Below are 18,609 nucleotides of genomic sequence, written 5' to 3' on the forward strand. Positions count from 1 at the left end.
AAAATCAAATAACAAAATATTAAAACTAAATCGTTATCTTCAAGATAACTATTTGCATCAATTGGAGAATTATTATGGACAATACTGTAAATCCCAAAATTAGTCTTATCTTTGGCGGTGTTTCTGTTGAGCGAGATCTTTCTTTGAGGACTTTTCACAGCATTTATTCTGAGTTGCAGCATCAAACAAAAGATACCAGTCTATATCAATATGTTTACTATGTAACTGAAGAAGGATTTGTGATTAGAAAACCATTTAATATTGACAAAGATCCAGACTACTACATGACGTGCAAAAGAGCCCCATTATCAATTATCGAGGCTCTCCAGCAAATTAAAAAAAATAACGAATATATATTTTCTTTACTCTATGGACAATTTGGCGAGGACGGACATATTCAAGGTTTAGGAAAAATATTAGATATAAAAAATTCCTTTGGCTCAGTGCTTTCCTCTAGCCTAACTAAAAGTAAATTTCACTGCTCAAAATACATTGAATCAATGTATCCCCAATTAGAACCAATACCGATGGTGTCTATTAGAGATACGGATATATCGAGTATAAAGGAAAAGTTATTGCCTTTTTATAACCAAGAAATAGTGATTAAACCAAATTCACTTGGCACAAGCATGTTCACTGAGCGTATGGTGCTTAATGAGAAATCAATTAATAGCGCTTCAAACTTAATCATCAGTATTTTAAAGATTGATGATATTGCACTGGTGCAAAAGTATATTCCAGGTGAAGAGTATTCTTGTGGCTGTATAGAAATTCTGAGTAACATCGAAGTACTACCTCTAATTCTTGTGCGAACCCGAAATAGATTTTTTGGTCGCCGAGAAAAACTGTGTAAGTTTGGAGTTAGTGAGCGGATTATTCCTCAATCTTATAATAAATTTACAACTCAAATAGCAGATATTTCAAAACGAATTTTTTTTGATTTGATGTTTGAAAATATGTTTCGCCTCGATTTTATTGTTTCAGAAGGGAAGATTTATTTCCTTGAAGTAAATTCATTACCTGGGTTAAGCCACGCCAGCTTTTTCCCAAAAATGCTCAATGAAATTAATATCTCAATGTCTGATTTTATTCTGCTGACCTATAAAAATAGTCTCAACAGGAAGAAAAAATCCAATCAGTTTAATGAAGAAATGGATTTGCGAGGTGCGGCATGAAGTGCATTGGTTTACTAGGAGGTGTTAGCTGGGCCTCTACTATGGAATACTACAAGCGACTTAATTTAATTATCAATAAAGAAAAAGGCAAAAATCACTCAGCCAAAATAGTATTGTATAGTTTTGATTTTGAAGAAATTCTTGAACATCAAAAAAAACAAAATGAAGTCATGGAATTAAGATTGCTTCAAGAAAAAGTGATTTTACTTGATAAAGCAGGTTCAGATGTAATCGCAATTTGTTCTAATACTACGAATAAGTTGGCTAACCAACTCGATGTAATGATCCATAAAAAGCTAATTAACATCATTGATGCAACCGGTGATTATTTACATTATTTGGGCGCCAAAAAAGTGGGTTTAATTGGCACTCGTTACACAATGGAACAAGATTTTTATAAAAATAAACTACTTAAAAAAGGACTTCAAGTTGTAATTCCCGATGCTTATGATCGGGAGTTACTTCATCAGATCATTTATCAGGAACTATGCCATGGTATTGTCACGGTTAGATCAAAAGAAATTGTTCTAAATATTATTAATAAATTAGCTTCGAGCTATTATTTAGATGGAGTCATTCTTGGTTGTACGGAACTACCTTTATTGATATCAAAAACGGACGTTAGTATTCCATTGTTTGATACGATTGAAATACATGTAAATGCAATTTTGACAAAAATTGAATGGCTTAATTAGGGGTATAAGAATGAGATCTTTTGGCCCTAATTTAAAGCTGATTTGGTGTTTGCTATCGGGCATTGTTTGCGTGAATACAGCAAAATTTATGTGCCTTCCTTTTTTAATCTTATTTCTTAATCATAACACTCATGTTTCGTTATGGATAAGTGGTTTAGTTTGTGGAATTGCTCCCTTTTGTTCAATATTCGGTGGTTTTATCGGTGGTCAATTATCGGATAAATACGGACGAATTCCTTTATTATATATTTCGATTTTCACATCAGCGTGTATCTTCATATTGATAGGTTTAAGCTGGCAAATTAACTCACGGTATCTTCAATTAATATTGATTGGCATTTTAAATGGGATGTTTGGTTTATTTTCTTCTTTTTTTCAACCTGTAGCGCTTGCATTACTCAGCGAATTAGTTGATGAAAAAGATCGAGAATTATTTTTTCACTTACGTTATTCGGCAATGAATATTGGTGCTGTATTAGGACCTTTATTAGCAGTATATTTAGGAGTTACTTTATCTTCGACCGCGTTTTACATTGCAGGCTCAATTTATTTTATTTTTGGTTGTTCCTTATATATTGTTCTTTTAATGGAACAAAGACTATTTTCTAGAAACAAACAGAGTAATGTATCCTTATCTGCTACTTTGCGCGTTATTTCTTTAGATCGTAGGTTATTAAATTTCATTCTTTTTAATATAGTATTTGCATTATGCTATTCACAAATCGATTCTACATTAGCCCAATATATATCCCTGCAAATCAATGATGGGCCACGTGTTTACTCCTTAACGATTGCATTAAATGCATTTTTTGTGCTGATTGGACAAGCCCCTATTTTTCTATTGTGTAAAGGAATGCCAAAGCATCAAGCCATTTTTTATGGATGCTTTTTATTTTTCCTGGGTTGTGTGGGTTTTTCTTGCTGTGGCAATAAAGAAAGCTACTTTTACTATTCCATTTTAATTATCACTGTGGGTGAGTTGTTCATATTTCCTTTCGCATTTTTGTTTGTTGATGACATAGCTCCTTTGCACTTAAAAGGCTCTTATTTTGGGGCATTAGCTTTTAGAGAATTGGGTTTAGGTTTAGGTCCTATTTTGGGTGGCGTGATTCTTGAATCTTTTGGGGGACAAATCTTATTTATCATCATTGGAATGTTGTCATTGATTTCATATTTTTTTGTTTATTTAGGTGAGTGCAGAAAACCCAGACCTTATGAGCAACCTTTAGGAAGAGCATTTAATAATATGGAGTAAAATATATGTGTAAATCGATTTTATTTGTAAATGTTTCTGATGAACATAATTTAGTAAAAATAGAAGCTGCAAAGAAGCTTGGAGCTAAGGTTTTTTTGGTAGCACCTAATTTACCTGATTGGGCTAAAGAAACAGTTGATAAATTTATTCAGGCTGATACTACCAATTTTGCTGAGACTATTACTATTTTAAAAGAAGAGTATAAAAAAACACCTTTTGACGGTGTAATTACCATACTGGATAAAAGCGTTGAGTTGGTCGCCGCAATCGCTGAAGAATTTAAATTGCCAGGCAGTTCACTTGCAGCAGCAACCACTGTAAAACATAAATACAAAATGCGGGAAGCATTGAAGTGGTATGGAGTCCCCCATCCAAAATTTCAATTTGTAAAAACATTCCAAGATTTGCAAAATGCAGCAAATACCCTTGGATTTCCATTAATCTTCAAACCAGTGGCTGCTTCAACAAGTGTCGCGGTTTTTAAATTAAACAACCAAGCTGAACTCGAAGAGGCATTTGCACTGATGAGTACCTGTGAACGTGTATCCTATTGGTTGTATTCCGATGAATATATTGCTGAGGAATTTATGGAGGGGCAAGAGGTTAGCGTTGAAGGGATTATTAATCAGACTCAAATACATTTTGCAGGGATTACCAAAAAATTTGTAGAAAAACCTGGCTTCACCGAATGGATGCATTGTTTTCCTTGTGATCTGGATTCAGATATTTGTTCTTCAATTTATTGCGTTGTTGAAAAGGCGATTCATGCAGTTGGCATCAACAATTGTGCTTTTCATGTGGAAGTCATGTTGACCACGGAAGGGCCAAAAATCGTTGAAGTGAACTCACGAATGGCAGGGGGCTTTGTTTCAAGTCATCTAGTTCCCATAGCCTCCGGAATTGATTTAGCACAAGCAAGCATATTAACCGCACTAGGCGAACCCATTGAGTTAAAAGCAACTAAAAATAAATTCGCATGCGAGCGCAATTTATTTGCTACCGAGAATGGCACCATTATGGATTGGAAACATATTGAAGAAATGAGCAATCAACCTGGGGTAAAGGATTTTAAACTTTTGCGACAGGTCAATGAGTTTGTTAAGGTTCCACCGCAAGGATATGACAATTTGTTGTGTGCGGTTATCACCGAAGGAGACACTTTTCAGATGGCAATTGATTTAGCTGATGCTGCTTTGAATCGTGTTTATTGTGATTATCAGTAGTTTCTATATCTTTTTTAATCTAGGAATTGTCGGCCCAAGGCCGACCTACTCTTGCTTAGGGAAAGAAAGCACCCTGTGTTCTACCATGTTGTGTTGTAGCGTCATAATTTATATCCCAGCGGTTGTGTTTCTTCAGGATACTTTGCGCTGTATTTTCAATGGTCGATTGCAACATCTCGCAGGAGGGCATAGGCGCGATCCTTAATAAGGCGTCATCTATCTCAGCTGCCACTTCTTTGCCATTATTTTCGTGTCCCTCTTCATGTTTACTCAAATTAACAAGGTAATTTTCCCACTTTAATTGGGACTCAGCACTTCCGTACTCCTTGTTTTCCCATTCAGGTAAAATCGTAACAATGTCAGCCGTTACCTTTACTTCTGTAAGGTAACAAGGGTTTTTCGAAGGATTATCATAATGCCATTTATAGTCCCAATTGATATACCAAGATGTTTTTGCATCGTATCGTTGATCTGTAGAAAAAGGCCCTAACTGATTAAGCTGGTTGCGCAACTCTTGTTCGGTTGTTCCCGTTATTTTATAGAAAGTTTGGGTGGTATAGATAACCGGTGTAGCAAAAATTTTTGCATTAAAAACCACAAAATGAATTAAAATAAAGACAAATTTTTTCATTGTTTCTTACCTTATAATTGAATGAGCAACCTTGTTGCGCCAAGGATGCAATCCATAATTTATGCTCTTTTTGCAGCATATTGGTCATATGGAGTCTTATTGTAAATGATCTTCCTTAAAATAGTATTAACCCAAATCAATCGAACGGTGTGAGGGATGTTTTGTGATGCAATTCTGGTTGGTCATAAACTTCTTAATGGCGGAATTGTCAGGCAAGCCCCGACCTTTTTGCATCATAAGCAAATCTCATTAATTAAATAGTTTGCATCTATATTGATTTTTATGTGATTTAAATAAACAATCGCTGCCCTTCAAATTTTTTTAGGACAATTATGGGAAACAACGCAACACTCAAGCTCGAGGCAGAAAAGCAATCCGTTAATTACACAACAGCTTGGTCTACTGGCTCTCCCTCTAAATCAAGTGCCACAGTTTCAGTATTAAAATATGGAGAAACTGTTTATCTGGTAACTAATGCCCATGCTGTAGCCAATGCTCATTTTTTAAAAGTAAAATTTAATCAGGGCTCTCAGGAAAAACCTGTCAGCGCAGTCTGGGTAGACCCAGTTATGGATGTCGCTATCCTGAAGGCGACTACTGTTGAAGACAGCAGTTTAATATTAAAAAAAACGGAGCCTTTAGAAGTAGACACTAAATTTCAAGCCTCGTCTACTGAAGTTAATGCTTATGGTTATCCCGCAGGTGGTAAAGGACTTTCTGTTACCAAAGGCCATATTTCCAGAACTGAAATTTCGCAAATTGCTTACTCCAATCTCCCAGGGATCACCGTTCAAACGAGTGCTCCAATTAATCCAGGAAATAGTGGAGGACCAATTACAGTACAAGTTAAAGATAAGGAAGTTTGTGTTGGAATTGTGAGCCAGGGAAACACCTCCTTAAGTAACGTAGGCTATTTTATTCCTGCAAGCACGGTGGTACACGTAATAGAAAATTATGAGAAATATAAAAAGCTTAAGGAGGCAAAATGTATTGATTACGTCACAGTGCCACAAGTTTCCTTCCAATGGCAATCATTAAAAAATTCTGCATTACGACATCAGGTAGGAATGAAGCCTAGTACTTTAGATGAAGAGCTGACAGGAATTTATGTAACAAAGGTATCTAGAAATTCTTGTGCATTTAATAAATTGCAAGAGGGAGATGTTATTCTCGCAATCGATGGTCATCCAATCCTGTCAAATGGGAATGTGGAAGTAACAGAATTAGAATATCCCATATCATTTCTTTATTTAATCCAAAGAAAAAAATACATGGATAATATGGAGTTTCTAGTTCAAAGAAAAAATACCGAAGGTAATATCGAAACACTAAAGATTGACGTTAGATTAAATGAGCAATTGGGGCGTAGCATATTCGGAACTAAAGACGGTAAACCACTTAAGTATCACATTCAACCGTCTGGAAAAAATGGAGGCTTTGTATTTGTAAAATGCACCCAAGCGTTAATGGACACCTATAAATCGAATTATGCCACCACACAAAAGACCATTACCGATTATTCTAATATGCCTCCCATGTTTAATGATTTCACAGCATCTGCATTAGATGATGAGCAATATGAAGTTGTTGTGTTACACCACATTTTGGCTTCTGAAGATACTGACGGGTATGAAAATTTTGCTTTAAATCGAGGTTCTTTATGTGAAAGTCATCGAGTCGTTGAAGTCAATGATAAAAAAATAAATAATTTACATGACTTAGTTACTTTATTGGCTGAGAACGAGCAGAACGCTTCTTCAATTAAATTTGCCAATGGAAAGAAAGTTGTTATTGCCCCTCAAGTTCCTAATACAAAAAAGGAACTTCAGCAGCGTTATCAAATTGCATTTTTTACTAGCGCTGAAGTAGCTCGTGGCATTAAAGAAGCGCGTGCCGCTAAGGATGAATTTCTAAATAAATTGAAAGCACTTTGCGATGAAAACAAAGAGAGTTTTTTACCGTCGGAATTTAGAATGTAAAAGATTAAAACTTGGCAAGGTCGAGCCTTGGCACCTACAAGATGCACCTGAGTCCTCTACACATCTCTGAAAACTCAGTCCCGCTCTGCTCTCCTACGTCCTGCGGACAAGCCGCGGGGCGTTGGCAGAGATGTGATCAAGAGACAGCAAGGTGCACGGCGGCTTGCTTATCTCGAAATTAAAGTCTTTAAAACTCATTGGATAAAATGTTGATTAACGTATCCGAATCAGGATTGAGTACGAGTTGTTCCTTTTGAGCTTTAGAAAGTTTTTTAATATAGCGTTCTATGCGCATTGCGATTGATTTATCACCTTTGATCTCCCAGCTTTGAGCAATTGAGAGGGGTTTAAAGCTCCGCGTATATTTACTGCCTTTACCTGTAAGGTGATCTTGAAAACGTTTTTCAAGATTGTCTGTGTATCCTGTGTAATAACTTTGATTGCTGCATCGCAAAATATAAACCCAATAGATTTTTTCAGACATGTTGTAGCATAGATCACTGAGATTCGACTTCGTTTGACTATAGCGAGTTGTGCATCACGAATCAAACATATAGAACTATCATTTCTTTTCTACAACGCGCAAACGAATTCCTTGCTCTTCAATATCAATCAAGCCTCGTTTATAAAGTTGCCCCAAGGCACTTTTAAAATTTTTTTTGCTCTCAGCAAATATCTGCTGAATTTCTGCAGGAGCGCTTTTGTCATGTAACGCTAAAAAACCACCGGATTGCTCGAGCTTGGATAGAATTCGTTGCGCTAATCCATCAATACTGCTTTGTCCTATTTGTCTTAAAACAACATCAATTTTGCCATCTTCACGTACCCTCTTAATGTACCCTTTTATTTTTTTGCCATAAGTTAATGTTTGAAAAATATCGCCGGCATGGATTAATCCCCAGTGACTGTTGTTGATAATCACTTTTCGTCCTAACGGTGTAGTATCTGCAATAAGCAGACTCACTTCCTCCCCTGGTTTATAGTGAGCTGCTGTCTTATCCAAAAAATAATCGAGTTTTGAGCTTGCAATAATGCGTCCCTGATTGTCTTGCTTTAAATAGACAAGGTAAGATTTCCCCTTTTCCATAGGACGATGTTGTTCTGGTTTGGGTACCAATAAATCTTTGTCTAAACCCCAATCAAGAAAAGCCCCTACAGGATTCACATCAATCACTTTTAAAAAAGCACAGCTACCTAATTTGGCATGAGGACGCACTGTTGTTGCTATAATTTTGTCATCTGAATCAAAATAAACAAATACATCCAGCACATCACCAACCAAAGTACCTTTAGGCACCGATTTGTTGGGTAATAAAATTTCTCCCCACTCGCCTCCTTGAAGATATACCCCAAAAGGAGCCTCACGTACCATTTTTAATTTATTAAATTGCCCAACTTTAATCATGACTCAACTCGCTTTTTAGATTCGGGAAGCTTAACACAGAAATGTGTTTATTATTTATCAATTTATAAGGTAATGGGTGTTGGAAAGGCTACACTATATAAAATAGATCAACCAGTAGAACAATTTTCTGCAAATTTTTAGAAAAAGGATTTATATAGGATAAAGAGTGCCATTGGGCTGAGGCCCACTTTAAAGGAGAAGATGAATGAGATTTAATGGAAAAACGGTACTGGTTACTGGCGGAAGTAGTGGCATCGGCTTTGCTGTTGCAAAACGAGTTACTGATGAAGGTGGACGCGTGATTATCACCGGCCGTAATCAGAAGAATCTGGATGCTGCCGTAAAAAAACTTGGAAAAACGGCGCAGTCCATTGCTTCTGATGCCAGTCGCATCCGTGATATTGATGCCTTGTTCTCGTTCATTAAAAAAAATGTTGGTCCTATTGATGGACTTTTTGCCAATGCAGGCACGGTAATCTTTGAACCGGTAGAAGAAGTGACGGAAGAGCATTTCGACAAACTCATGAATACGAATGTCAAAAGTGTCTTTTTTACCTTGCAAAAAGCGATTCCTCATTTTGCTGATGGTGCATCCATTGTGATTAATTCCTCTATTGCTGGAAGTACAGGTCGTCCTACCGCTTCAGTTTATAGTGCGACCAAAGCGGCAGTGCGATCCATGGCTCGCACTTTTGCTGCGAGTCTTGTGGCGCGAAAAATTCGTGTCAATGCAATTAGCCCGGGGCCAATCGATACACCACTGTGGTTCGTAGAAGGGGGCTTGCCCGCAGATCAGGTGAATAAGATTCTGGATGATATCAAGGTATCTAATCCTATGAAGCGCTTTGGATCTGCAGAAGAAGTCGCAGCGGCTGTTGCCTTCTTACTTGCATCAGAATCATCTTATATCACAGGAAGTGAGCTCTTTGTCGATGGTGGAGTGACTCAACTATAGAGCCTTTGTGCAGCTACGCTTGCTATCATTAATGCAATTTAGTGAGCGTTTTTGGGGTTGCAATATGCCTACCTAATTCGGTAGACATGTTGTTCAACTTCGCATGGGTATCTGAGTTAAAAACTCCCTTTTTGTTTAAGAGATCAGCTAATACTTCTTGAATTTCATGTAAGGCTTGTGCGGAGGGTATCTCGGTATCATTAAGTCTTGTCAGCTTTACTTTATAACTTGGCAAATTTTGATTCGGTGCGAAGAGGGTATCCTTTGATTTTTGTATGTCTTCAGGAGGAGTGAGCGGTTCAATGAGTTGTAAAATATTATTGATATAATAATAACGCACATCAATATTTAAATAATCCGGATGAAAAACGAAATCCGGTTTAATAGCACTCGCAAAATCTTTGGCAAATTGAGTCCTATCACGTTGAACCTGAGCATACATATCAAATGGTATATCAAATATTCTCAAATTTTGGACTGGAATTTCTTTCATTCTTGCGATTGCTCGAGCGAGCCAGCCATGAACGGCTGCAGACCCGCGACTAATCGGGTTTAGTGAACATAAATCATGTAGTAGCAATCCTAATTTAAAAGCCGCCTCATCATTTTTACAATGGTTCGATTTTAAATTTGAAAATATCAGATCAAATTGTTGCATTTTTTCTTTATAATAATCTTCATCTGAATAGGGATAATATACTTTTATTCGTTCATCTGTTTTAGTTCCCTTCTCATAATCGATTGAATGTACAAGTAACATTTCATCGCTGCAACAATCACCTGATGCATACTTTATTGTTTTAGACTGACCATTCACTATTTCAGTTTTTTTTAAGTTATTTTGCTGAGCAACTATTTCAAGTAATTTGGGAAACAAATCTCTCCCTGTTTCAGGGACTATCAGTTTCCCCTCCATATATATATCGCCACTAGTAACTCCATGCATTTGTTCCCTAATTTTTCCAAAAAGGGATTGCCCGAACTGAATAGCATCAGAAGTAGAAAAGGTTTGACCTAAATCATCAGCAATTGCACTTCGTTCTATCCGCGCATACTCATATATTTCATACAAATTTTGATTGGCAAGCATTCTCTTGTATAGTTCATTTATCGCGTTTTCTGCGCGTTTGTTCCATTCATCCTGATTAGGACTCTTTCCTAAACCAACCATTTTTTCTGTGAGAGGATTTTCATTGTCAGTTTCCGTATCAAGTCCGAATTTTTTTCTTAAATAGGCATAAAGAAGAGTGAGCTTTTTACTTGTTTCTTTGTGCCCTTTTGTATCTTCTAAAACAGAGATTACTTTTTTATAAAGCGCCTGAATTTGTGCGTCCGTCAGGGTTGTTGGATTTGACGCTAATAAGGCACGAAGTTGCGTGATATGTTTTGCTGTTAACGTTAAAACTAAAAATCCATGGGGCCTTCTTTTACTCCATTTTTCGCGATAGACCTCATCTCTTATATCAGACAATCTATTTTTCATTGCCAAAAGGTTCGCACCAAATTTTCCATTACCCATATCTCACCTCATACATTTTGGTGAACTCTCTCTTAAGTAAATACTATGAAAGCCATACTATAATAATATAACAACGATTTAATAATGGCATTGCATGAGAAACAAAGTAGAAATTGAGAGAAGGATGCAAACAGGAGGAATTACAGGCGCATCTTTTGCTACAGTTGATTCTAAAGGTAAGATCACACCGACCCCTGTAGGTACTATTCCAGATCAAGATTCACAACTCGAAGTCACAGAAGATACCCCCTTTCAATGTGCTTCTCTGAGTAAGCCTGTATTTGCTTATTTGGTTTTAAAATTAATTGAAGCGAATAAAACAAAATCCGCTGAAGAGGGTTGGGTGGGAAAATTTAAAACAGATTTTAATTTAAAGACCCCTTTATACACAGTCTTTAGAGATAAAGGAGTTGTACTGGAGGGTGATAATAACCCTTTTCTCAAGCTATTCAGTGACCAGGAACAAGCAAAGCAATTAACCGCTGAAATGGTTTTATCCCATACAACAGGATTACCTATAGTGGGTAAGCCACCGTATCAATTCCAATTTGAGCCTGGTAAACACTATGCGTATTCGGGACCTGGTATTGAATGTTTGCAAGTAGCAATTGAAGAAGTAACAGGCATCCATAATCTGGAAACATTGGCTCAAGAGCACGTATTTGGACCATTAAAAATGTCTAAAAGCACTTATGGCCCTGAAAGAGTAGCTGCCAATAGCCTAAAAACAACTGCAAAAGAATATGCCCAATTCATAACAGCCTGGATTAACGATGATAAATTGAATTACGCGTTCACCCCAGTAACACCTGCTGACTCCATGAAGAATGACTATTTGCCAAACCCAAAATCAGTAGGCAGGCTTGTTGAAGACATAGATATTAAGGATGAGGACAGAGACCTTGTCGCTTGGGGGTTGGGAATTGGACTGGTAAAAAATAAGCAAGGCCAAATTATAGGAGCCTATCATACCGGTGATATGGGCGATAATACAGCCGAATGGCGCTCGGGAGTGGGGGCAGTCATTGATCCTCAAAGTAAACGTTGTCTTGAAGCTTCAGTTTATCTGACTAAATCACCCAATGGACATATTCTTGCAGAGCCATTTTTACCTGGTGTACTAAAACCTGGGCTCGATTATTTTTTTCCAACATATGGCTTTGCTCGCGATGTCGAAGAGTTGGATGGAACAAATTTCCATGGGATGAATCCCGGAGTCTTAAAATCTGAATTAAAAGAAATGGCCTACAAAACAAAAGCGGCTACCCCACATTTTGAGCCAACGCTTCAATCTGAAGATAACTCTTCTAAATTACCTGAGTTAGAAGAAGATCTTACTGAATCTACTGATAGTACTCGAAAAATGTTTCATCAAATGAGCATTAACCCCCTGTCGCTCAGACCAGAACCATCGACAAAAACTGTTAAATCGCAAGAGGAAGAAGTAAGCTCTGTCCAGCAAGTTCAAGAAATTGAGAAAACAGAAGAGGATAAAATACAAGAAGACACTATATTTAATCCAACACCACTTTCCATATCTCATGATCCTTATAAGAAATGAACTTTTTTAGAAGTAAACCAAACAAAATGATACAATTCTAGGATATTTTTTTAATTATTGAGTGTTCCTGGCATGATTAGTGATGTTGCAAAAGAGTTTCGTTTTTGTTTTAAACCAATGACTAAATCACAACATGATTTAGTTCTGGAATGGATTCATCAACCGCATATTAGCGAATGGCTTCATGGTGAGGGTCTAAACAATACCATCAAAGATATTGAGCGATTCTTAAATAATGGTGAAGCATGGGCTACCCATTGGATAGCGTACGATAATGAAATTCCATTCGCTTATTTGATTACTTCTGAAGTTGAGAAATCAGAAGAGTATTCAGAGGGAGCAATTACGTTAGATTTATTTATTTGCAGATTGGATTACATAGGTAAGGGATTATCGGTACAGATGATCCATGAATTCATCTTAAGTCAATTTTCTGATGCCAAGATAGTGCTTATCGACCCAGAGGTTTCGAATAAGCGTGCGGTTCATGTATATAAAAAGGCGGGTTTTAAAATTGTTGGTGAATTTATAGCCTCATGGCATCCAGTTCCTCATTATAAAATGCAATTGTGTATTGATGAACTAAAAAAAGAGTTCTCTTCTCAACGAGCAGGACTTTAATATGAAAAGGCACTCTACGCATTTTGTTCATTGCACATAAAATAATTAACGTTGGAATTTGGTAACAGTTTGTTCGAAAAAAATGGCTCCTCGATGTTCCAAAATAGAATTGAGGCACCTAAGTATTCTTTTGCAAAAGAATAGAAATCATAAAAAGTGTAAAAATCACCCGTACTAGGATTTTTATACGTGTAATCAGGTTCTTGAACCGCTATAGCCGTTAATACTTTGCCATTATATTTATGGAAAAAAGGATAACTATTCTTCATTTGTGATTCTTTATAAGGCACAACATCAGGACCACCTAAGCCAATGTGATGCTTCATGGCGAATGTAACTTACTCATATAATGATGATCATTATTCCATTCTCCTGGGAAAAAATTGACATATTGGATAACCCTGGTTTTTTTAAACGCTTTTTTTAGGTAACCCATATTATCAATTACTGAGTAAAAATATTTATCCGATGTGAAGTCTTTAGGCATATGATCAGGGTCAAAATCAGCTGATGTTTCTGGTAGGTTAATACCGTAAATTTTTCCATCAAATTGAGATGATAATTTTCGTATTAATAATTGAAAACGCTTTCTTACGGCAGGATCCCAAGTTCGTGCAACCCATCCTGTGGTAATCGGTTTTCCTTCACCTGGAAAATCATACTGCATTTCCACGCCACCATGATATACACTCTCTTCGCGGATATAGTCAGGAACATTAAACACATCTGACGTAAAGGATCGATCTTGTATTTGGATAAAAAGCTTTTTATGTTCTTTATTAAGAAACTCTAAATCTTTTTCAATTTTGGAAAAATCATAAAAACCCTTTTTAGGTTCTAATTGTTTCCAGGAATAAATTATTTGTACTCCATTGATGCAATTATTTTTGAGCATCTCTGCATAGGAACTTGCCTCGTTTCCTCCTAAAAACAAAAATAATTGCGGTAAACCACCTTGTGCTAAAATAGTGCTACTAAACAATGATAAAAGCCAAACAAGTAATATCTTTTTCATTTTCATTAAATTGTACTGCCTTAAATCAAAGTTGCAGTATTTTATCCTTCAAAGGTAAGATCGATCAAAGCTTTATTTGAGTACATCCTCTTATTTTCTTTTTTATATAAAGGCAACAGATGAAATTTAACATTGTAAAAAGTTCAGAACATGATATTGAATATATCGATAATACTCTGGGTGAGTTCAATAGAAGTAAAGTTCAATATACATCTAAAATGGATTACCTACCTCTTAATTACCATATAAAGGATGAACATGGTTTGATTATCGCTGGTATCAACGCTTTTTCGTGTTGGCAAATGGTTTACATCAGCGAATTTTACGTGGCCCCCGAATTTCGAAAACAGGGGATAGGCTCTATGCTCATCAATAAAATTGAGGAGGAAGCCAAAATTAAGGGAGCAACAGTATCTCATACCGATACATTTGATTGGCAGGCGAAAGATTTTTATTTAAAACACGGTTATGAGGTTTTCGGGATAATTGAAAATTGCCCTCCAGGGCATCAGCGCTTTTTCCTTAAAAAGCATTTTCTATAATATCAACAAAGTAGGTCGGGCCTTGGCCCGACAATACGTACTAGAGAGAAATCTCAAAAATAAAATATCGAATGAACAGGTGATATTTTTTATAATTAACACATTTTGATGGAATTGTCGGGCCAAGGCCCGACCTACTCTATTATGATTGCACTATTTAAAAAATACTTTTTATACAGCATCTTATTGAGTCATCTCGCTATGGCAGGGCACCCTTTAACGGATTACTTACTCAAACCTACGGGTAAGTATGGTGTTTCTTTTAAAGATCTGCATTGGGTTAACGATGCTGTTTGTCCCGATCCAAATTTTTCAGAAAAACGAGAAAAGGATTTTACATTAGATAACAAGAAACATTGCCATGAATTAATGGTCAGAATTTATTATCCAGTTCGTTTAAAAGACTATGGTGGGGTGCCGTACTATCCACCTATTATTTATGCCGAACAAAATATTTTAAAAACAAAACCCGGAGTCAAACCAGAAGATATTGAGAAATTATCATTGCTCAAAAGCCATACAACTGAAAATGCTCCCATTGTTAAAAAGGCACAATTTCCTGTTGTACTCTTCATTTCTGGATTGGGAGGGGTTGTTCAACTCTATGAAAACCTGATTACTGAACTTGTGAGTCAGGGGTATATTGTGGTTGGAATCAATTCAGTATTTGTTAATGGAGATATTCTCTTACCCAATAACAGGATTGTCAGCATGGTAGATCCTCAAAGCTGGGATGTGGTGACGCAAAAAACAATTCCTATCTTGGAACGAGATATCGCATTTGTTTACAAAAGAATTCATGATACAGCACAAGATGACGTATTTAAATCAATGGATTTGCACCACATTGGTGCTTTAGGCCATTCCTTTGGTGGGAGGGCTATAGCTAATGCGGCCAATCATCATGAAAAGTGGTTTCAGGCACTGGTAACTTTTGATATGGAAGTTCATATGGGTTCTTTTGAGTCTAAAAACGCCATACCAGCCATGCATTTTATTTCAGCTTATTGGCGGTCAATGTTTCCCTGGTTCAATCTTCATTATCGATTAAATAAAAATGGATTTTTGGTGACCTTATCACCAAACAAAAATGAGAAACATTACAGTTATCATATGAATTTTACTGACTTTTCCACATTACAATACATGCCAGCATATCAAGCCTCTATGAAGTCTGATCAGGCAAAAAGAGTTCATCAGAATTTTGGAAATTACCTTGGTAAAGGGAATGGAGTGCAAATTACTAAAGCAATAAATCGATATCTAATCGATTTTTTTAATGTCTTTCTTAAAGATAAAAAAAATTCTTTTAGTGACTGTTCTTCGTTGACAAATAATACCTACATCAAGTGTGGGCCTGGCATTTTCTAATTATGTTCTTCTCACCAGATTGCTGATATCAAAGTATCAAAGGGGGCAGGTCTTGCTTTTTGCCTATTTAAATAAAAAAGCAAAACGCAAGGCTTGACCCTACTCAGTAGATGTTTGGATTCGCTTAATAAGTGCTTTTTTGCATATCTAGATTTTGAATGATGTAAGGAGCTGAACCAGAGCTTGGAACAGTAATCATTAAAGAAAAGCTAACATTTAATCTTAATTCGGGCAGATTTACATTTTGATTCACGCGCCAATAAGGTACTCCAGAAGAGTATCCTGTCTGCGTAATGGTTGGATTTCTGTCGAGTACAGGATGAATGGTCAGTTTTTTTTCTTTAATTACATCCATATAGCCACCAAGAAACTGTACCATGCCTTGCCAAGCATTATAGGAGTAATGGGATATAACCGGATCAGTGTCTGTGAGATTTTCGGTATAATTGACTGACAGAGTATCCGTAAGCGTTTCTTGAACCCATGAAATGAGTTGTGAATTAGTGTCGGCGTTAAGAAAATTTGAGTACGTCAGAAGAGAAATGATTAGAAAACCAGTGCCTAAAAAAGATTTCATTTTTAAATCCCTTTATTCTTTTAATCAAAATGAATCGTTTGTTTTATGATTATAGCAGAGATTTATTTTACCCAATGATCTATTAAGGAAATGTGTAAAACCAGAACTGTTGTTTTTGTTTTCATAATATAAAACAAATTGATTATTTTTAAATATTTCAAACATCTTTGCTCGCCGTTGTCTATTAAAAAAGTAGTGGAGATTAGCATAAAATTATCAAAAATCCTTTTTATATGAACAAAAAAGATGTTGGGTCAAAATGATTACACCTGGGCTGTTTTATAACTGGGAAATAAATCTGAAATCTTCTCTGTTTCTACGTGTACTTCTTTGTTTTCATTTGTCCTAAAAAATAAAATATTATCGTGATAACGCTTTACCGTTGAACGATGGGCAATGCTAATGATTGTTGTGTTGGGGAGAAGTTTTTTAATGAGCTGATAGACTTGCGCTTCTATATCTTCATCTAAAGAGGCAGTCGCTTCGTCTAAAAACAACCATTCTGGTTTTCTTAATAAGACGCGTGCAAAGGCGATTCGTTGTTGTTCGCCCAAGGATTTAAAGCCGATTTTTTCATCTAATTTATTGGTAAGTGCTTCCATGTTTACTGCTTTTAGGGCACTAATTAATTCCTCATCAGAATAAGGACAATATGAATCTGGATAGGCGAGTACGTTTCTTAAAGTATCATCAGGAAGCGTCGGTTTTTGGGGCAAAAAATAAATAGACTCCCTACTCTTAGGAATTAAAATATTACCCTCACCAGATAACCAAGTACCTGCTATTGCTTTAAATAAACTGCTTTTTCCTGTTCCGGAAGGTGCTTGAATTAGAGTATGTATCCCTCGCTTGAATTTTAAATTAAGTCCTTTAATAAGAAGTTCATTACTGCCATGCAATTTAAGCTCTAAGTTTTTTACCTCAAGATTTTTAGTATTTTCACCTATGATATGAATAATTTTTTGTGTTGATTCAGCTTCATTCGTTTTATTTAAAATGGTTTGTAACTCATTAACACGATTTAGGCTTGTTCTGAATTTATTAATTACATCAAAGGATTGAATAAACCAGTTTAGTGAGCGAGCCACCATGGAGAAGTAGTAGCCAACAGAATAATACACTTCCAAACTGATTAGATCCGTGAGATATAGAGGAATTGCAATGACAAATGGAACAATGACTTGAAAAACACTGTTAAACATATTAAATGTTTTTACCCTATTCTCAATGGATAATCGGTTTATCGTTTTTGTATTTAAGGAATCTACCTCGTTTTCAAGCCGATTTTTGTAGTATTTTTCCGCCTGTTCAATGGCAATTTCTTCAGCGGAATTCTTAAGTTGGTGTAGCGTCCCTCTCAGGTTGGACTGTGCTCTAGTCTCATCATTAGTCAATTTATTCAAGTGACTGCTTATAGAGTAACCAATCAAAGAGGAAAGGCCTCCTACCAGTAGCGCAGTTAGGATTAAGTAGCCTGGACCCAAGAACGGGAACGCTACAGAGCTTCCAGCCATCCCTAAGAGTATGATGTACATTGTAAGATTACAAAAATTGTCGATAAATCCTATAGTTAACTCCAAGGATGAATCAACAATTTTATCAATATCTTCTTGAATGCGTTGTTCTGGGTTATCCAGGTCTTTGTAAATTCTGGAAATTTCTAAATAATTCGTTTTGCTGTTTAAATACTGATTTATTATTTTTTTTGTTAACCAAGACCGCCAATCCACATATACCTGATTTTTAAGCAGGTTTGCCAAATAATTAAATCCAGCCATTGCTCCAGCGATCAAAAGACCAGCCCCAATCCCCATTGCGAAAAGTGTTAAATCCTTAGCAATAAATGCCGCAAAAATATAGGGAAAGCACCACCATCCCAAAATAAAACCAAGGGCAGATAAAGCTAAAACACAAAGCACGCTACCCGAAAGGAGTGCATAGGCTCTCCACTTATTTTCTGAATTTTTAAAATAATCAAACAATAATTGGACACTTTTTTTGAAATAAGAGGGCTCAGAAGAGGATTTGTTAGTCACATTGCGCAACTGTTAAATAAAAAAAGCAATATAACATAGCTTTTATTTA

Annotated in this window: 18 protein-coding genes; 10 read left to right on the forward strand and 8 right to left on the reverse strand. The window is 36.2% G+C overall.

Annotated features, from left to right (window positions below):
• The first annotated feature begins 74 nt into the window (after window positions 1-74).
• The 4 genes from Lstg_RS06500 to Lstg_RS06515 are packed head-to-tail and all read left to right on the forward strand — an operon-like array spanning window position 75 to window position 4,348.
• Window positions 75-1,175 (forward strand): ATP-grasp domain-containing protein, encoded by a 1,101-nt coding sequence (locus tag Lstg_RS06500; RefSeq protein ID WP_058476858.1) that lies wholly within the window; start codon window positions 75-77, stop codon window positions 1,173-1,175.
• The gene (locus Lstg_RS06505; protein ID WP_058476859.1) at window positions 1,172-1,870 is read left to right on the forward strand and encodes an aspartate/glutamate racemase family protein; all 699 of its coding nucleotides are present in this window, start codon (window positions 1,172-1,174) and stop codon (window positions 1,868-1,870) included. Before Lstg_RS06500 ends, Lstg_RS06505 begins: the two co-directional genes overlap by 4 nt.
• Window positions 1,871-1,880: 10 nt before the next feature.
• The gene (locus tag Lstg_RS06510; protein WP_058476860.1) at window positions 1,881-3,125 is read left to right on the forward strand and encodes an MFS transporter; all 1,245 of its coding nucleotides are present in this window, start codon (window positions 1,881-1,883) and stop codon (window positions 3,123-3,125) included.
• A 5-nt stretch (window positions 3,126-3,130) separates the two neighbouring features.
• Entirely contained in the window at window positions 3,131-4,348 is a 1,218-nt protein-coding gene (locus tag Lstg_RS06515; RefSeq protein ID WP_058476861.1) for an ATP-grasp domain-containing protein, read from the forward strand.
• A 55-nt stretch (window positions 4,349-4,403) separates the two neighbouring features.
• Here Lstg_RS06515 and Lstg_RS06520 read toward each other — a convergent pair whose 3' ends face one another.
• The gene (locus Lstg_RS06520; protein ID WP_058476862.1) at window positions 4,404-4,979 is read right to left on the reverse strand and encodes a DUF922 domain-containing Zn-dependent protease; all 576 of its coding nucleotides are present in this window, start codon (window positions 4,977-4,979) and stop codon (window positions 4,404-4,406) included.
• Window positions 4,980-5,311: 332 nt separating this feature from the next.
• On the opposite strand from Lstg_RS06520, the gene Lstg_RS06525 reads away from it, so the two are divergent.
• A complete protein-coding gene (locus Lstg_RS06525; protein ID WP_058476863.1) occupies window positions 5,312-6,958 on the forward strand; it encodes a S1C family serine protease in 1,647 nt (548 codons plus the stop codon).
• Window positions 6,959-7,145: 187 nt separating this feature from the next.
• Here the strand turns inward: Lstg_RS06525 and Lstg_RS06530 are convergent, their stop codons facing one another.
• Both Lstg_RS06530 and Lstg_RS06535 read right to left on the reverse strand, forming a co-directional pair.
• Entirely contained in the window at window positions 7,146-7,442 is a 297-nt protein-coding gene (locus tag Lstg_RS06530) for a GIY-YIG nuclease family protein (protein WP_058476864.1), read from the reverse strand.
• Window positions 7,443-7,520: 78 nt separating this feature from the next.
• On the reverse strand, window positions 7,521-8,363 hold the full coding sequence (locus Lstg_RS06535) for a CvfB family protein (RefSeq protein WP_058476865.1): 843 nt from the start codon (window positions 8,361-8,363) through the stop codon (window positions 7,521-7,523).
• A 205-nt stretch (window positions 8,364-8,568) separates the two neighbouring features.
• Here Lstg_RS06535 and Lstg_RS06540 point away from each other — a divergent pair, with 205 nt between their 5' ends.
• A complete protein-coding gene (locus Lstg_RS06540) occupies window positions 8,569-9,318 on the forward strand; it encodes an SDR family oxidoreductase (protein ID WP_058476866.1) in 750 nt (249 codons plus the stop codon).
• Window positions 9,319-9,346: 28 nt separating this feature from the next.
• Here the strand turns inward: Lstg_RS06540 and Lstg_RS06545 are convergent, their stop codons facing one another.
• Complete coding sequence (locus tag Lstg_RS06545) at window positions 9,347-10,837, reverse strand: hypothetical protein (RefSeq protein ID WP_058476867.1); 1,491 nt, start codon at window positions 10,835-10,837, stop codon at window positions 9,347-9,349.
• Window positions 10,838-10,931: 94 nt separating this feature from the next.
• Here Lstg_RS06545 and Lstg_RS06550 point away from each other — a divergent pair, with 94 nt between their 5' ends.
• Window positions 10,932-12,398 carry a serine hydrolase domain-containing protein gene (locus Lstg_RS06550; RefSeq protein ID WP_058476868.1) on the forward strand — a complete coding sequence of 489 codons (1,467 nt, stop codon included), beginning with the start codon at window positions 10,932-10,934 and terminating at the stop codon, window positions 12,396-12,398.
• 72 nt (window positions 12,399-12,470) lie between these two features.
• Window positions 12,471-13,019, forward strand: coding sequence for a GNAT family N-acetyltransferase (locus Lstg_RS06555; protein WP_058476869.1), 549 nt, complete (start codon window positions 12,471-12,473; stop codon window positions 13,017-13,019).
• Window positions 13,020-13,033: 14 nt separating this feature from the next.
• Here the strand turns inward: Lstg_RS06555 and Lstg_RS17980 are convergent, their stop codons facing one another.
• Both Lstg_RS17980 and Lstg_RS06560 read right to left on the reverse strand, forming a co-directional pair.
• Window positions 13,034-13,345 carry a hypothetical protein gene (locus Lstg_RS17980; RefSeq protein ID WP_238585386.1) on the reverse strand — a complete coding sequence of 104 codons (312 nt, stop codon included), beginning with the start codon at window positions 13,343-13,345 and terminating at the stop codon, window positions 13,034-13,036.
• The gene (locus Lstg_RS06560; protein ID WP_238585387.1) at window positions 13,342-14,040 is read right to left on the reverse strand and encodes a beta-galactosidase; all 699 of its coding nucleotides are present in this window, start codon (window positions 14,038-14,040) and stop codon (window positions 13,342-13,344) included. Before Lstg_RS06560 ends, Lstg_RS17980 begins: the two co-directional genes overlap by 4 nt.
• A 113-nt stretch (window positions 14,041-14,153) precedes the next feature.
• On the opposite strand from Lstg_RS06560, the gene Lstg_RS06565 reads away from it, so the two are divergent.
• Window positions 14,154-14,576, forward strand: coding sequence for a GNAT family N-acetyltransferase (locus Lstg_RS06565; protein ID WP_058476870.1), 423 nt, complete (start codon window positions 14,154-14,156; stop codon window positions 14,574-14,576).
• A 144-nt stretch (window positions 14,577-14,720) separates the two neighbouring features.
• A complete protein-coding gene (locus Lstg_RS06570) occupies window positions 14,721-15,947 on the forward strand; it encodes an alpha/beta hydrolase (protein WP_165481744.1) in 1,227 nt (408 codons plus the stop codon).
• Window positions 15,948-16,071: 124 nt separating this feature from the next.
• Here Lstg_RS06570 and Lstg_RS06575 read toward each other — a convergent pair whose 3' ends face one another.
• Window positions 16,072-16,524, reverse strand: coding sequence for a DotI/IcmL/TraM family protein (locus tag Lstg_RS06575; RefSeq protein ID WP_058476872.1), 453 nt, complete (start codon window positions 16,522-16,524; stop codon window positions 16,072-16,074).
• A gap of 263 nt (window positions 16,525-16,787) precedes the next feature.
• Window positions 16,788-18,560, reverse strand: coding sequence for an ABC transporter ATP-binding protein/permease (locus tag Lstg_RS06580; protein WP_058476873.1), 1,773 nt, complete (start codon window positions 18,558-18,560; stop codon window positions 16,788-16,790).
• Window positions 18,561-18,609: the final 49 nt, after the last annotated feature.

Origin of the sequence: Legionella steigerwaltii (genome assembly GCF_001468065.1) — a bacterium.
GTDB classification, from domain to species: Bacteria; Pseudomonadota; Gammaproteobacteria; order Legionellales; family Legionellaceae; genus Legionella; species Legionella steigerwaltii.